The 15,205-nt window shown below is 65.2% G+C and carries 15 protein-coding genes and 1 pseudogene; 12 read left to right on the top strand and 4 right to left on the bottom strand.

Features of this window, described 5'->3' with window-relative positions:
• Nucleotides 1-47: 47 nt before the first annotated feature.
• From BS38_RS27905 to BS38_RS0117735, 4 genes and pseudogenes are all read left to right on the top strand, one after another.
• Nucleotides 48-683 (top strand): annotated as a pseudogene (locus tag BS38_RS27905) (ThiF family adenylyltransferase); the annotation flags it as partial.
• 77 nt (nucleotides 684-760) lie between these two features.
• On the top strand, nucleotides 761-1,129 hold the full coding sequence (locus tag BS38_RS27680) for a TOMM precursor leader peptide-binding protein (protein WP_331280059.1): 369 nt from the start codon (nucleotides 761-763) through the stop codon (nucleotides 1,127-1,129).
• Nucleotides 1,130-1,680: 551 nt separating this feature from the next.
• Nucleotides 1,681-2,409, top strand: a complete 729-nt coding sequence (locus tag BS38_RS0117740; protein ID WP_231511314.1) for a hypothetical protein — start codon at nucleotides 1,681-1,683, stop codon at nucleotides 2,407-2,409.
• 1 nt (nucleotide 2,410) lies between these two features.
• Nucleotides 2,411-3,634, top strand: a complete 1,224-nt coding sequence (locus BS38_RS0117735; protein WP_028272020.1) for an MFS transporter — start codon at nucleotides 2,411-2,413, stop codon at nucleotides 3,632-3,634.
• A gap of 104 nt (nucleotides 3,635-3,738) precedes the next feature.
• Here the strand turns inward: BS38_RS0117735 and BS38_RS0117730 are convergent, their stop codons facing one another.
• Together BS38_RS0117730 and BS38_RS0117725 are read right to left on the bottom strand one after the other, a co-directional pair.
• On the bottom strand, nucleotides 3,739-4,434 hold the full coding sequence (locus BS38_RS0117730; RefSeq protein ID WP_028272019.1) for an excalibur calcium-binding domain-containing protein: 696 nt from the start codon (nucleotides 4,432-4,434) through the stop codon (nucleotides 3,739-3,741).
• 45 nt (nucleotides 4,435-4,479) lie between these two features.
• Nucleotides 4,480-5,775, bottom strand: a complete 1,296-nt coding sequence (locus tag BS38_RS0117725) for a GmrSD restriction endonuclease domain-containing protein (protein ID WP_331280058.1) — start codon at nucleotides 5,773-5,775, stop codon at nucleotides 4,480-4,482.
• Nucleotides 5,776-6,177: 402 nt separating this feature from the next.
• Between BS38_RS0117725 and BS38_RS25555 the strand changes: the two genes are divergently transcribed.
• Nucleotides 6,178-7,920 carry a RecQ family ATP-dependent DNA helicase gene (locus BS38_RS25555; protein ID WP_081818956.1) on the top strand — a complete coding sequence of 581 codons (1,743 nt, stop codon included), beginning with the start codon at nucleotides 6,178-6,180 and terminating at the stop codon, nucleotides 7,918-7,920.
• 54 nt (nucleotides 7,921-7,974) lie between these two features.
• Nucleotides 7,975-8,442, top strand: coding sequence for an SRPBCC family protein (locus tag BS38_RS0117715; protein ID WP_028272017.1), 468 nt, complete (start codon nucleotides 7,975-7,977; stop codon nucleotides 8,440-8,442).
• A 19-nt stretch (nucleotides 8,443-8,461) separates the two neighbouring features.
• Here the strand turns inward: BS38_RS0117715 and BS38_RS0117710 are convergent, their stop codons facing one another.
• Together BS38_RS0117710 and BS38_RS0117705 are read right to left on the bottom strand one after the other, a co-directional pair.
• Complete coding sequence (locus BS38_RS0117710; protein WP_043439118.1) at nucleotides 8,462-9,970, bottom strand: MFS transporter; 1,509 nt, start codon at nucleotides 9,968-9,970, stop codon at nucleotides 8,462-8,464.
• A 105-nt stretch (nucleotides 9,971-10,075) separates the two neighbouring features.
• Nucleotides 10,076-10,576, bottom strand: coding sequence for a mycothiol transferase (locus tag BS38_RS0117705; RefSeq protein ID WP_028272015.1), 501 nt, complete (start codon nucleotides 10,574-10,576; stop codon nucleotides 10,076-10,078).
• A gap of 114 nt (nucleotides 10,577-10,690) precedes the next feature.
• Here BS38_RS0117705 and BS38_RS0117700 point away from each other — a divergent pair, with 114 nt between their 5' ends.
• From BS38_RS0117700 to BS38_RS0117675, 6 genes are all read left to right on the top strand, one after another.
• Nucleotides 10,691-11,014 carry a hypothetical protein gene (locus BS38_RS0117700; RefSeq protein ID WP_028272014.1) on the top strand — a complete coding sequence of 108 codons (324 nt, stop codon included), beginning with the start codon at nucleotides 10,691-10,693 and terminating at the stop codon, nucleotides 11,012-11,014.
• An 82-nt stretch (nucleotides 11,015-11,096) separates the two neighbouring features.
• The gene (locus BS38_RS25550) at nucleotides 11,097-11,639 is read left to right on the top strand and encodes a DinB family protein (protein WP_051628999.1); all 543 of its coding nucleotides are present in this window, start codon (nucleotides 11,097-11,099) and stop codon (nucleotides 11,637-11,639) included.
• 16 nt (nucleotides 11,640-11,655) lie between these two features.
• Nucleotides 11,656-12,051, top strand: coding sequence for a DUF1801 domain-containing protein (locus BS38_RS0117690; RefSeq protein ID WP_028272013.1), 396 nt, complete (start codon nucleotides 11,656-11,658; stop codon nucleotides 12,049-12,051).
• A gap of 148 nt (nucleotides 12,052-12,199) precedes the next feature.
• On the top strand, nucleotides 12,200-12,664 hold the full coding sequence (locus tag BS38_RS0117685) for a MarR family winged helix-turn-helix transcriptional regulator (protein ID WP_043439116.1): 465 nt from the start codon (nucleotides 12,200-12,202) through the stop codon (nucleotides 12,662-12,664).
• The gene (locus BS38_RS0117680; RefSeq protein ID WP_028272011.1) at nucleotides 12,661-13,917 is read left to right on the top strand and encodes an MFS transporter; all 1,257 of its coding nucleotides are present in this window, start codon (nucleotides 12,661-12,663) and stop codon (nucleotides 13,915-13,917) included. Before BS38_RS0117685 ends, BS38_RS0117680 begins: the two co-directional genes overlap by 4 nt.
• A gap of 200 nt (nucleotides 13,918-14,117) precedes the next feature.
• Nucleotides 14,118-15,095 (top strand): LacI family DNA-binding transcriptional regulator, encoded by a 978-nt coding sequence (locus BS38_RS0117675; RefSeq protein ID WP_043439114.1) that lies wholly within the window; start codon nucleotides 14,118-14,120, stop codon nucleotides 15,093-15,095.
• Nucleotides 15,096-15,205: the final 110 nt, after the last annotated feature.

The raw sequence follows: 15,205 nt of genomic DNA, 5'->3' as shown, positions 1-15,205 counted from the left end.
CGCCGTTCCAAGCTGAACTTCGTGTTCAACTGAACCAAGAAGAATTAGTGGGGACCACGCATTGCGTGGTCCCCACTCCTAATTGGAGGCAAGAATTGGCAGCCACGACCTACTCCCTCAAGCAGTCGCTTCCCGTCGTCACAACTGACACCTCCGTGCACATCGGATTGGCACCACCCAATGCAATCGAAATTGAAGACGCACCAGACGGGCTGGCGGAATTGCTTGGATTTGCATCACAACCGCGCACACTCGATGAACTGGGCAACGAGGCCCAACTACTGCTTGGCGAAAGCTCCGGGCAAGTCATCGAGGAACTCATCGACGCCGAAATTTTGGTGCCCTACAGGATCGACCTTTCAGGGCAATACAGCCGCCATGATCTGTACTTCGCGCTGGCTCACGGCACAGGCCCGGGAGCCAGTGACTTGCTCCGCACCCGAACGGTAGCGCTCATCGGCGTCGGCGGCATCGGAACCAACGTGGCCATGCAGCTCGCAACGGCCGGGGTCGGTTCCATCGTGCTGGTGGACGGAGATTCCGTCGAGAAAAGCAACCTCACCCGGCAGTATCTCTTCACCGCCCAGGACGTCGGCAAATCGAAGATCGAAGCGGCTGCAAAGAATCTTGCGCTTCGAGCGCCCGAAGTCAACACCATCGAAGTCACGTCAATGATCTCAGGCGTCGAGGACCTCCTGCCGATCTTTCACGATTCAGACTTCGTAGTTGTATCCGCCGATACTCCCCAGGAAGTGCTCGAGTGGTCCAACGAAGCGTCCATTATTTCCGGAACTTTACCTGTGCCGGTTACCAGGACACACGTGGAGTGGTGGGGCCGGTCGTCAGGCCGGGCGAAACTCCATGTCTGCTGTGCGCGGCAACGGATAACGACGGACGGACGAACTCCACGGCGTCCCTCACTACGACAAATTTCAACTCGGCCTACCAGGCGCCCAGCTTCGGCCCGCTCAATTCCATCGTGGCGTCGATTGCCGCCATGGAAGTGTTCCGCTATCTGCTTACCGGCTCGACGCAGCTGGATGGTCGGAGACTGGTCTTTGACTCACTGGAACTGTCGTCGGAATTTGAAGACTTCGCCAGGAATATCCACTGTGCTGCGTGCACCTGACGTCAACAGCAGCAAGGCACTGGTCGCACTGGCCGGGGCGTTTACGGTCGCTTCACTGGTGTCGACCGTTGCCAACAGGAACTTCTGGCCCATTGCATCCAACAACATGTTCAATGCGAAGTTCGGCGACCGCCTCTCCCGTTTCGCCGTCGAGTTCCACCTTTCAGACGGAACGGTAGTAGCCTGCGGGCCCGCAAACTGCATTCCGACCCAGTTCTTCCGGGCCGGGGCAGTGTTTGCAGACGTTTTCATGGGCGACGAGGACCATCCGAAACAAGTCCTGTGCCAAAGGATTCTCCGCAGACTGCGCAGGGATCGGTGGAGGTCATTTGACGAGGTTAGAGCGCCCGCAAATCTACCCAACGTCCCCCTATCCAGGATGGAAATCTGGGTAGAGACCACCGTGCGGGGAATGCCCCAGGAAAGGGAAGTCGTGTATACCTATGTTCCATCAGATGCGCAGTAAGCCAGCAAGTTTGCGGCAGGCACGCACTGCCGCATTGTGGATCGTCGCCGCAGTGGCAGTCACGTTACGACCAGGCCCAGCTGCCATGCGCGACTACAAGGCTGCCCTCGATCCTCCGGCCGCGACTTCGGGTCGCGATTCCACTTTCCCCAACATCCCGGGGGCTCAAGGCATTGCAGCCGGCTTGCTACTGGCAGCAGCGGCGAGCGAGGTGTTCACGAGTTCCGATTCAAGGCACCCTTCCTGGCTCCGGCGGGCGGCCCTGGGGGTCTTTCTTGGAACTCGTGCCGCAGATGCCCGGTCCCTTCCGGGCCGATGGCCCTATGACACGTTTATCGAGGCGGTCCTTGCCGTAAGCCAGTGGCCCCACTCCGCGAAGACCGACCCGCGGCTCGCAAATTTGCCGCTCTCAGTGTCACGTGTAGCTCTGTATCTGCCCTACACCCAAGCTGGCCTGTCCAAACTGATCCACGGCTTCGACGCCTGGGTCCGACGCGGGGATGCCAATCACATCTACCACTCGCATTTAGGGGCATCTGGCAGCCATCCCTTTGCCCAGGCGAGATTTGCCCGGCCCGTTCGAATCATTACCCGGGCAATTCCCTTCCTCGAATTACTCGCCCTGCCTCTCGCGCTCGTTCTTCCCGGAAGATGGCGGATCCTGGTCCCATGCTGCACCACCCTCTTCCACGTGATGGTTGCCCGTACCTGGAACATCAGCTTTTGGCAGGCTCCCGCCATGCAATGGCTACTGACCTCAGTAGAAAAGCAGTCCGATCTTGCCACCATCCTCCACGCGTACCAAGGAAAGTAAATTGTCTCCAGCAAAGCCATGGCAGCGGCGTCTGCACCTGACGGGAATGTGGGTTAATTCGCTTGGCGGCGGCGCGTACAACATCGCCCTGCCGCTCATCGTGCTTCAAACGAGCGGCAGCCTTGCCCAGATGTCCATCGTTGCCGTCGCATCCCAGCTGCCAAAGGCCTTTCCCGGAGTGCTCATCGGAGGACTGGCCGACCGTATGTCGCCGCGCACCATGACCCACATTGGATATTGGGGTCAGGCGCTGGTGGTTGCAGCTATGGCACTCCTTATCGGGCCGTGGCACACGCCATTCTGGGTTCTTGTACTCGGCGCCTTCCTGCGCGGCAGCCTCGACATGTTCGCCAGAACCGCAACCTTCGTTGCCATCCCGAAAATGTATGGCGACGGCACAGCAAAGTTCAATGCATCAGTCTCGACGGCATGGACATCGGCTTCCATCGTGGGGCCGGCCATCGGCGGAGCTTTGAGTGCTGTCTGGGGTCCCTGGTGGTTGCTGGCCGTGGACGCTGTCTCTTTCACCGTCATCGCGTTGATCATGAACTTCCTGCCGTGGCCGGACCGTCCAGGCAGCGCGCCCGATCGGCCAGGCTTTATTCAAGAGCTTTCCGCGGGGTACAGGAGACTCTCTCAATTGCACGGCTGGTGGCGTTTCGCCGGGACAGTCATCCTGATCGGGTTTCTGTCCGCGCCTCTCTCAACCCTGGCTATCTTCCAAACCTCCGCTGGCCTGGGCGGCTCAACTACCGAAGTGGGGATTGTGGGTGCAGCCGCGGCCGCCGGCCTGTTTTGCGGATCAATCCTGTCCGGGCTGTTTTCAAGCTGGCGTCCAAACATTCTCATGCAGCGTTCCTCGTGGCTCATGGCTGGGGGCTCGTTGCTCTTCTTCGTCCCTTCGTGGATCGCTGTGGCCAGTGCTCTCTTTATCGTCTGCACCGGAGGGATTGCCTGGACTGTGGGGCGCACGTCCCTTATCCACCAACAGATTGCTTCCACTGATCTCGGTAAGACCATGACGGCCGTCCAGTTTCTTGAAACGGTTTCCAGCCCCCTCAGCCTCACGGCTGCCACGTACCTCATGGGTGTTTCGTCGTCCTTGGCGTTTGCGTCAATCTTGGTCGCGGCACTGCTTTCAGGGCTGCTTGCGCTCAAATCCGACTCGATACTAAGTCCTCAGGAGCGCGAACCAGAGCCACGGCAGAGGGAGACAGTGCACTAGTTCACCTGTCCGAAAAAGAGTCTTTGTCCTTAAAGCCGGCTGCCGTGGTTACCTTTCAGAGAAGGAAGTAACCACGGCAGAACAGCTGCTCCGGAAAGCGCCGATTATTTATCGCAGGCCGTGCCGTCGTTATCGCGGTCAAGACCGGCACGGTAGCCGGGCTGACCGGCGTAGATCGGCGCGGCGCCTGCTGCCTTCGCATCGGCGCAGCTGGCGTAGTAGGCGGTGCCCGGCACCGGGGCGACCGGCGCAGGTGCGGGCGCAGCGGGAGCAACCGGCGCAGGTGCCGGTGCCTGCGGGACGGCCTGCCGCGCCGCCGCTTGTTCGGCCGCCAACTTCGCGGCCGCCGCAGCGGCCGCGGCCGCATCTGCAGCCGCCTTGTCCGCCGCAGCCTTGTCAGCCGCAACCTTGTCCGCTGCAGCTTTTTCCGCCGCAGCCTTCTCAGCAGCCGCCTTGTCCGCGGCAGCCTTTTCCGCCGCCTCCTTTTCGAGGTTCTTGACGCCGAGGTGCACGGTGGAGTCCTTCGCCACCTTCGTGCCCTCCGTTGGGTCCTGGGACGTCACCTGCCAGTTCTTCTCCGAGATGATCATTTTGCCGTCGACGGTGTCCTCCGCCTTGACCTTGAGCCCGAGGTCTTCCAGTTGATCCGTGGCTTTATCCAGGGTCAAGCCCATCACGCTTGGAACCGTGACAGCGTCTGAGACTTCTGCAACCGCGGTTGCGGACGATGCCGCCTGCTTGCCACCGCATCCGGTTAGCATGAGCCCGGTCAGCACAACAAGTACCAGTGTCTTCTTCATTTTTCCCCCTTGGAATGTTTGAAACTGTGAAGTGATGTGGATGGTCTAGCTTTCGCAGGCGATGCCGTCGCGGTCGCGGTCCAGCGCAGGGCGGTAGCCCGCTGAGCCGGCGTACAGCGGCGCGGCACCTGCGGCTTTCGCCGCCGCGCAGTTGGCGTAGTACGCGGCAGCCGGGGCCGGTGCGACAGGAACCGGGACCGGAACAACAGGAGCGGGAGCAACAGGAGCCGGCACAGCAGCGGCCGGCGCGGGCGCCACCGGGGCAGGCACCGCCACAAACGGGGCGGGCGCATCGGCGGCCGGAGCAGGTGCCGGAGCTGCAGCCACCGGCGCCTTCTCGTTGGTCGGCGCGAGCTGGCCCGAGCAGTCGGCCAGGATCCTGGCCATCGCATCGTGCTCCGCCTGCGTGACCCACAGGCTGTAGGTGGCCTTCACCGAAATCTGCCGGGCGACGTACTCGCAGCGGAAGGCCTTGTTCGGCGGCAGCCAGGTGGCGGCGTCGCCGTCGCCCTTTTTGATGTTCGTGGGGCCGTCCGTCGCCTGGAGGTTCAGCGGATCGTTGGCGAAGGCTGTCCGCTGTTCGGTGGTCAGCTGCTGAGCGCCCTTCTGCCAGGCGTCGCTCAGGGCCACAACATGGTCGATCTGGACGGCACTGCTGGTGGCACTCCCCCGCAGGAACTTAATGCTCGTGCCGGTGTACGGGTCCGCCAGCGTCCCGGACTGCACCTTGCAGGGCACGCTGTTGGTGTACGTGATGCCCGTCAGGTCGCGCTTGAGGATGTCATTGCGGGTGTCGCAGCCGTTGCGGTCAACGTCCGCCCAGGCCTGCCCGAACAGGGCGCGGTCATAGCCCGTCTTCGGCGCCCTGCCCTTGATCGGCAGGGTGGCCAGCAGGTCGATCGCCTTGGTGGCAAACGCAGGCTGCGTCTTTGGCGCCGCCACGCTGGCGCCCTGCGCCAACAGGTACGGGCTTTCGGGATCCAGCGGGGCGCCCGTCTCCTGGACGGTGGGAGCGGACGACGGCGTCACCGTGGCTTTCGCCGTCGGGCTCGCCGCCGCTGTGGCTGACGACGCCGTGCTCTCCGACGATGCGGCCTGGACGTTCCCGTAATCCGTCCGCGGCACCACTGAGCCACCCGCGATGAGGAGGGCAAAGGAAACGGCAAGCGCAACGGCGCCCGCCTTCCGCTTGGCCGGCAGCCACGCCCAGGAACGGCGGCCGGTCGCCAGGACGTAGAGGCCGGTAAGGCCGGCAGAGATGGCCAGGAAGATCAGCGCGCCGCCAAGCCCGCTGCTGAACCACCCGATGAGCATAAACAGGGCCGTGAAGCCGCCCACCATGAAAGTTGAAACCCGCGGCTTGCGCGGCGGCCTCGGGCCGGGGCCCGTGCTGGTAGGTGACGGACCGAAAAGGGTCTGGTAATTCGACAATGTTGCCCCCATAAACAAAGGCCCGGCGATGGCCGGGCCTTTTTTCTAAAGCCGAAATGTTGCTAATCAGAAGCGTATTTCCCCGCGGTCCGGCACTCCGGGAAACTGCGGAGATCTTCGCCCAACCTTGATGGAGCCTTGAGCTAATCCCCAGGATGTTTGTAACATTCTGGTTTGCGGTGGCCGCGGTGTAGTTGCGGCAGCCCGCAGCACGGTTTCGGCAGCCCCACGAGGTGGGCCCTCGCCACGTTATGCTGGCACCCTCGGCTGAAGACGCCCGGCCGCCGGATCGCACCCCACGGAGCTGCCGTCATGGCCAAGGCCCCCGCCCCCGCAGTCCCCACCGGGACTGTCCCGGGCACCGAAACAGTTTGCAGCACTGGCACCACCCCGGATCCCGACGCCGGCCTCCGCCGGCTCGCGGCAGACACCTTCGGACTCCCGCGCCTCCGCGCCGGCCAGCTGGCCGGAATGCGCGCCCTCGTCGCCGGCGGGGACGTCCTCGCCGTGATGCCCACCGGCTACGGCAAGTCGGCCATCTACCAGGTGGCCGCGCTCCAACTGCACCGGAACAGCCCAAGGCGGGGTCCCGCCGTCGTGGTTTCCCCGCTGATCGCCCTGCAGGAGGACCAGCTGGACGGGCTCGTCGAGACCCTCGGCGGGCAGGCCGCCGTCGCCATCAACTCCGGCCACAGCGATGCCGAAAACAACGCCGCATGGGAAGCCGCCGAAAACGGCGACGCCGTCTTCGTCTTCCTCGCCCCCGAACAGCTCGCCAAGACCGAAACAGTCAAACGGCTCGCGGCCCTGGACATCCCGCTGCTCGTGGTGGACGAAGCTCACTGCGTCTCCTCCTGGGGCCACGACTTCCGCCCCGACTACCTGCGCCTCGGCGAGGTCCGCGAGCACCTGGGCAACCCGCCCGTCGTCGGCCTCACCGCCACCGCCTCTCCACCGGTGCGCGACGAAATCCAGCAGCGCCTGCGGATGAAGGACCCGGTGGTCCTGGTGCACGGCTTCGACCGGCCCAACATCCGGCTGGAGGTGGTCCGCCACCACAAGGACAAGGACAAGCGCCGCGCCGTAACCCGGCAGGTGGCGGAGCTCAAGGGTCCCGGGCTGCTGTATGCCGCCACCCGGAAGGACACCGAGGCCTACGCCGCCGAGCTCACGGCCCTGGGCCTGCGCGCCGAGGCGTACCACGCCGGCCGGAAACAGGGCGAGCGGGACCGCGTCCACCAGCAGTTCCTCGACGACGAGCTCGACGTGGTTGTGGCCACCACGGCCTTCGGCATGGGCATCGACAAACCCAACGTCCGCTTCGTCATCCACGCGGACATCCCCGACTCGCTGGACAGCTACTACCAGGAGATCGGCCGCTCCGGGCGGGACGGGCAACCCGCCGCCGCCGTCCTCCACTACCGCTCCGAGGACCTGGGACTGCGCAAGTTCTTCGGCACCCATGCCCCGGACGAGGAATCGCTCCTTGCCGTCCTCCAGGCACTGCGCGCCGCCGGCGGGCCGGTGAAGCAGAAGGCCCTGGCCGAGCAGACCGGCTTCTCCCCGCGCAGGCTCACCGGACTGCTGAACCAGCTGCAGGAAACCCGCGCCGTCCGCACCGGCAAGCGCGGCGTCCGGCTGGACGCGGGAGCCAAGCTGCCCGCGGTGGTGGGACGCGCCGTCGAACATGCCGAAGCACGCCAGCGGGTGGACCGCTCCCGCATTGAAATGATGCGCGGCTACGCAGAGACCCGCGCCTGCCGGCGCCAGTTCCTGCTGGGCTACTTCGGCGAGGACCTCCCCGAACCCTGCGGCAACTGCGATACCTGCACCGACGGCTCCGCCTACGCGGAGGATTACGACGACGCCGCAGCGGCCGCCGCGGGCGGTGACCCTTTTCCGCTCCAGGCCTCAGTTGTACATAAGGAATGGGGGCCGGGCCTGGTGATGCGGCACGAGGAGGACACCATCACGGTGCTGTTCGAGCGGGAAGGCTACAAAACACTGTCCCGGAAGGCCCTGGCAGACGGGAAGATCCTAACGCTGGCAAGCTGACGGGGTTGGTCCGCTGCCCTTCCGTCAGCGTCCGCCGGGTGCCAGAGTTGAGCAATGACCGAGGAAACCGGGAACGCGGAAACCGGCGCGCTGGTCCTGAACCTGGAGACCACGTTTGCTGCTCCTCCGGAAGGGATCTTCAGGATGCTGACGGAGCCGGCCGAACTGGCGCAGTGGTGGGGTCCGCACGGCTTCACCATTCCCGCCGTCGAGCTCAACCTCACGGAGGGCGGCCGCTACCGCTTCCGGATGGCACCGCCGGACGGCGAACCGTTCCACCTGTCGGGCGAGTTCCTCGAAGTCGATCCGCCCTGGCGCCTTGTGTACACCTTCGAATGGGAGGAACCCACGCCGGACGACCGGAAGACCGTCGTCGACCTCTCCCTCCATTCTGCCGGCAGCGGCACGCGGCTGGCGCTCTCGCAGGGGCCGTTCCTGTCGGAGGAGCGGCTGGCCCTGCACCGCGGCGGCTGGACAGAGTCGTTCGAGAAACTGCAGGCAGTGCTGGAAAGCCGCGGCTGACTCAGCCAGGCCCGCTCACTCAACCACCCGTCGTCGTGCCCGGCTTACCGGAGTGCGACGCCCGCGCAGCTTCGTAGCTGCTGTCGAACGGCAGGCTGTCCATGTCCAGCAGCGGGTTCTCATCCTGGGTGGCCACCAGTTCGCGGGCTGCCTCGTCCGAGTCCACGCTGGGCATCGACCCGGGCAGGTGCCGGCGGGCGGATTCCGGCAGGAAGTAGATGGCGACCGCCGCGACGGCCGACGTCGCCATCAGGTAGAACGCCGGCATCAGGTCATTGCCTGTCGCCTGGATGAGCGCCGCGATAATGAACGGGGCGGTGCCGCCGAAGATCGCCACCGCGAAGTTGTAGGCGATGCCCATGGCAGAGTATCGGTGCGCTGTGGGGAACAATGCCGGCAGCGCCGACGCGAGAATGGCAACAAAGAACGCCACCGGAAATGCGACCATGGCCAGGCCGGCGAGCGTGGCGGGAACGGTTCCCACCGAGATCAGCAGGAACGCGGGAAGCGCCAGGACCACCGTGCTGACGGCCCCGATCCACAGCACCGGGCGGCGGCCGATCCTGTCCGAGAGGCGGCCCGTCAGCGGAATGCAGAGCGACATGGCCACCAACACCGGAACGGTCAGCAGCGTGCCATGGATCTCGTCGTAGCCCTTGTTGGTGGTGAGGTACGTGGGCATGTAGGACGTGAGCGCATAGCCCACGGTGTTGCCGGCGGCCACGAGGATCATGGCCAGCACGATGCGGCGCCAGTGGTCCTTGAAGATCCCCACCGGGCCGACGGGGCGCAGGTCGTCGCCTGTCTCGTGGTGGCTGGCGGCCACGGCTTCCGCCTCCTGCGTGGCTTTGAAGGCGGGCGACTCCTCGATCTTCATGCGGAAGTAGATGGCCACGATGCCCAGCGGACCCGCGATCAGGAACGGGATGCGCCACCCCCAGGCTTCCATCTGCGGCTGCCCAAGGATCAGCTGGAGCCCGGATACCAGTGCGGCGCCCAGCGCGAAGCCGAGGTAGCTGCCCATGTCCAGGAAGCTGACGAAGAAGCCGCGGCGGTTGTCCGGGGAATGTTCACAAACGAACGTGGTGGCTCCCGAATACTCGCCGCCGGTGGAGAACCCCTGCACCAGTTTGGTGACCACCAGAAGGACGGCGGCCCAGATGCCCAGGACCGCGTAACCCGGCAGAAGCCCGACGACGAAGGTGGCCGCCGCCATCATCATCAGGGTCATGGCCAGAACCTTCTGCCGGCCGATCTTGTCGCCCAGCCAGCCGAAGAAAATACCGCCTAGGGGCCGGGCGATGAACGTTGCGCCGAAGGTCCCGAGCAGGAACAGGTTCTGCACCGCCTTGTCCGCTTCGGGCAGGAACACCGGGCCCATGGTGGTGATCAGATAACCGAACACACCGACGTCGTACCATTCCATGGTGTTGCCGACGATGGTCCCGCCCAATGCCTTCTTCAGCGTCGGGTGGTCCACAACATTGATGTCCGCGATGCGCAGGCGGCGTATCTTTTGGGGCTGCATCTTCAATCCTCCAAGGGAGGTCATGCGTCATCCCCCGTGGCGCCATCATTGGCTTGGTAGTGCTTCACCCATCTTCGCACCGAGGCCCGGGCACATCAATGAACCTCAGTGCTTCAAGCCTTTGGCGTACGCGGCCTGCCCGACGTGCTGGAGGCAGTCGGCAATCGTGCTGACCAGCCGCACCCCGAGGGTGACGGGCGGGTCCCAGCGGGTGTCGACGATGCGGTCAAGGTCCTCATCGCCGAGGGTCTGCAGGAAGTCCGCGGTCTGCCGGTGGACCGCGTCGTAGTATTCCAGCAGCAGTTCCGGCGTGGCCCTCACCGAATCAACCTGCACGCTCGAATGGCCGTACCCCGTGTCGCGCTCGCGGAGCGGCAGGTTGAAGCGGTCCACGAAACCCTGCGAAATCCACACCTGTTCCAGGCCCGCCGCCGCGGCGACCTGCGCATCCTCCACCCGGCCAAGGTGCCAGATCAGCCACACAATCGGGTTTCCGGTGCCCGAGGGCCGGCGGACCAGAACGTCCTCGTCCACCCATTCAAGCGTGTCCGCCACAACCTCCCGGATCCGGCCGAAAGCGTCCAGCAGCAGTTCGTAGGATTTCATTTTTGACCCTTCAAGGAGTGTCGGTGAGGCCCATGCTCGCACGGAAGCTGCGGTGCAGGATAGGGCCGGGCTGCGGACCGGATGCCCGGACAGGATGCGCGGGATAATGGAGTTATGACGGACCAGGATCAGGCACGGGACCCGTGGGAAGAGTTCGACAGGCTCCCACCCGCCGGCCCCGACCGCGTCGAGGGATTACCAGGAGGCCAGCCGCTGGGCTTTGGCTTCCGCACGGGCGTGCGCAGCGCCAAGGTGGCCATCGGCTTCGCCGTGTACGCGCTGATCCTCGGAACAGTGCTGGTCCTCACCGGCGCCATCTTTTTCATCAGCGAGGGGCAGTGGCTGCTGCTCGCACTGATGGTGCTGATCGAGGCGGTCTTCGTGATCGCGTTCAGCCAACTGGTACGCCAGGCCCGCAACCGCCGTTCGGCGCAGTAGCTTGACCCAGTAACCCCGCCCCGTAGTAGCGCCCTTTCCATAGCCGTTGCCCCGGCACCTGCGGCCTTGCAATACTTCACCCATGCCTCCCCTCCCCGCCACGTTCGCAGAAGACGTCCTCCATGAACCCGTCCGTGTCCAGTTCGAGGCCTTCCTCAATGAGCACCGCAGCATGCTCAACTCCTGTCTGGACGGACTGACCGAGGAACAGGCGCGCCGCTCCCTGGTGCCGTCGCGGACCACCCTGCTGGGCCTGGTGAAGCATGCCACGTTCGTGGAAAAGGTCTGGTTCGACGAAGCCATCACTTGCCGGTCCCGTGCCGAAATCGGCATCCCGGCCACCCCGGATGAGTCGTTCATCCTCGACGACCAGGACACCATCGCATCCGTGCGGCAGGCCCACCTCGACGCCTGCGAGGCCTCCCGCCTCGCCACGTCAGCAATAGAGCTCGACGACGTGCTCCGCGGCAACCGCCGCGGCCCGCTGCCGCTGCGCTGGGTGTACCTGCACATGCTGCGGGAGCTCGCCCAGCACTGCGGGCACGCCGACATCCTGCGCGAACAGATACTGCAGGATCAGGTCACCCGCGAGCAGGTCACGGGCGAACAGGTCACGGGCGGCTGAGGCCACGAACTCGGCGATGGAGTACACCAAAGACCCGCGCGTGGACCACTACATCGACGCGCTCCCGGGTTGGCAGCAAGCCATCTGCCGGCAGGTCCGCGACCTGGTCCACGCTGCAGATCCCGACGTTGAGGAAACCATCAAGCGGACGGTCCAGCCCTACTTCGTCCTGGACGGCAACATCTGCGCCCTCCTTGCGGCGAAGGACCATGTCAACGTCTTTATGTACGACGGCGGCATCGTCCCCGATCCGCACGGCATCATCACCGCCGGGCACACCAACAAGACGGCCCGCACCGTTGCCTTCCACGAAGGCGAGTCCGTGAACGAGGAAGCACTCGGCGAGATGTTCCGGGCCATCATCGCCAACAACCGGGCCGGTGGCTGGCGGAAGCTCAAAGGCGCCGAGTAGCCGGCGCCGTCGCGGTTTCGACAGGCTCAACCACCGCTTCACAGTGTCCTTTATCGCACCTGCTTGCCGCGTCCGACGCACCGGAGCATAATGGTTAGCAGAGCTAATTAGCAGTGCTAAGTAAATTCGGGAGGCGCACCACACAGTGATGACAACGAACACGGAGCCCACGGGCAGCGAGGCAACGGACAGCATCAAGCCCGATATTCTGGCCATCGACCTACGGACGGCGGTGATGCGCACTTCCCGCAGGCTCCGCGTCGAGGCAACCGGCGACGTCATCACGCCGGGTCAGTACACGGTCCTGGCCCAACTGAACGGCGGCGGCCCGCAGACCCTCCGCGAACTGGCGGAACGCGAGCACGTACAGGCGCCGTCCATGACCCGGATCGTCAACGGCCTCACTGAGCAAGGATTCGTCACCCGGAATGCGCATCCGCTGGACGGCCGCCAGGTCCAGGTGGGAATCACCCCGGCCGGCGCGGCCATCCTGGCCGAGGCGCGTGAGCAGCGGACCGCCTGGCTGGCCCAGCGTGTGGCCGGCCTGAGCGACGAGGACCGCCGTATCCTGAGCCGCGCAGCCCACCTCATGCAGCAGCTGAGCGCCAAATGAGCGCCATGTTCCAGGCCCTAGAGAACCCCAACTACCGGCTGTGGGCGGGAGGGGCACTTGTCTCCAACATCGGGACCTGGATGCAGCGAATCGCGCAGGACTGGCTGGTACTGACCGTCCTCACCAACCATTCCGGCACCGCCGTCGGCATCACCACCGGCCTGCAGTTCCTGCCCATGCTGCTCCTTGGCCCCTACGGCGGCGTCCTCGCAGACCGGCACCGCAAACGCCTGATCCTGCTGTGGACCCAGCTGGCGATGGGTCTCTGCGGGCTGGCCATCGGACTCCTGGTGGTCACCGGCACCGCCCAGTTGTGGCACGCCTACCTGGCGGCACTGTGCCTGGGACTGGCCAGCGCCATTGACGCACCCGCCCGCCAGTCGTTCGTCTCGGAACTGGTGGGTCGGGACAAGGTGGCCAACGCGGTCGCGTTGAACTCCGCATCCTTCAACACGGCACGCCTCACCGGTCCCGCCATCGCCGGCGTCCTCATTGCCTGGGTGGGAACAGGCCCGGTGTTCCTCATCAACGCGGCCAGCTTCGCCGCCGTCATCATCTCGCTGTTCCGGATCCGCACCTCGGAGCTTGCCCCGACCACGCTGGCAGTCCGCGGCAAGCACCAGGTTGTCGAGGGCCTGCGCTACGTTCGGAGCCGGCCGGACCTGGTGCTCATCCTTGTCATGGTGGGGGTCCTTGGTGCCTTCGGCATGAATTTCCCCATCACCAACGCCCTGATGTCCACCGCGGTGTTCGGGGCGGGACCGGGGGAATTCGGGCTGCTGGGTTCCATCATGGCCGTCGGAACCCTGGCCGGAGCCCTGCTCGCCGCCCGCCGGTCCGGCCCCCGGCTGCGCTTCATGCTCGGCGGCGCCCTGGGACTCGGGTTTTTCACCCTGATCGGCAGTGTGTCGCCGTCGTTCTGGCTCTACGCCGCAGTGCTGATACCGGTGGGACTGGCCTCCATCACGTTCCTGAACAGCTGCAACACCAGCATCCAGCTCTCCGTGGAACCGCAGTTCCGTGGACGCGTGCTGGCCCTCTACCTGGCCGTCCTGCAGGGCGGCACCGCCGTCGGTGCGCCGCTCATGGGGTGGATCGGCACCGAGTTCGGCGCCCGATGGTCAGTGGCGGCCGGCGGTGCGGTGGTGCTGATGACAGGCCTGCTCTCCGTCATCGCGGTCAGCCGGCGAAGTGAGCTGACGTTCCGGGCACAGCTTCGGACCGCGTTTCCCGGACGGCAGGCCAAGGCGTAAGGCTCCGCGACGCCCAGCCCGAGTTTCGACAGGCCCAACCACCGGGCCTGGTCACCCCGTTTACGAAACGTACAGCAATCCCGTTCCCCTCCGTTTAGTGTTGGTGCAGCAGATCACGAAACCGATTACGTAAACCGTTTGCGTAACAGCGGTTTCGATCGGCATTTCGAAGCCCGTAACACCCGCGAGGAGAAACAACAGTGGTAACCATCAGGGACGTCGCCAAGCACGCCGGCGTATCTCCCGCCACCGTCTCGCGGGTGGTCAACGGACTCGTGGGCTACTCCGCCGAAACCCGCGAGCGCGTGGAGGACGCGGTGCGGAGCCTCAGCTACGAAACGGACTACCTGGCCCGCGGCCTGAAGACCCGGCAGACCTCCGTGATCGGCCTGCTGGCACCCATGGTCTCGGACGCCCTCGCCTCGCAGGTGATGCTGGGCGTGGAACAGGAAGCCCAGGAGCGCGGCTACGCCGTAATGCTGGGCCGCACCGGGGCCAAGTCGGCCTACATCGCCGGCTACCTCCGGACCCTCCGCACCTACCGGGCGGCCGGCGTCATCCTCATCTCCGCCGTCATCACCCCCGAAACGCGGCAGCTGCTGGGGCCGAACATCCCGATCATCTCCGTGGCCATCAGCGACAAGTCCGGCTCCCCCAGCGTGGCGATCGACGACGAACAGGCAGCCTACGACGCAACCCGTCACCTGCTGAAGCTCGGCCACCGCCGCATCGGCCTGCTGACCGGCGACCCCGCCTCCATCTACGTGGCACAACCCCGGAAGCGCGGCTACCTCCGCGCCATGGCCGAAGCCAAATGCACCCCCGTCACGGCCACCGGCAGCTTCTTCTACGAAAGCGGCGCCCCCGGCCTGGACGACCTCCTCCGCCAGGAGCCGGACCTCACCGCCATCTTCGCCATGAGCGACGAGATGGGCGCAGCCGTGGTGAACGATCTCCAGAAGCGCGGCCGCAGAGTGCCGGAAGACGTCTCCGTCCTCGGCTTCGACAACACCTCCACTGCCCTGCACGTCCACCCGCCCCTGAGCACCGTGGCCCAGCCGCTGGAGGACATGGGCCGGATGGCCGTCAAGAAACTGCTTCGTTCCCGCGACCTGGGGCCGAAGATCATGCCGCACCAGCTGATCGAACGCGGCTCCACGGCGCCTCTAAACCACTAACCAGACCCAACCCCCACCCACCGGCGACAGCCGGCACACCACCGTGCCGCCGTCGTCGTACTCCCCCATGCCTAAAACCCCGTGCCCTGAAACAGGGCCCCAACCACGTA

It is taken from the genome of Arthrobacter sp. UNC362MFTsu5.1, from assembly GCF_000685965.1.
Classification (GTDB): Bacteria; Actinomycetota; Actinomycetes; order Actinomycetales; family Micrococcaceae; genus Arthrobacter.
This window is presented reverse-complemented; position numbering and strand designations above follow the sequence as displayed.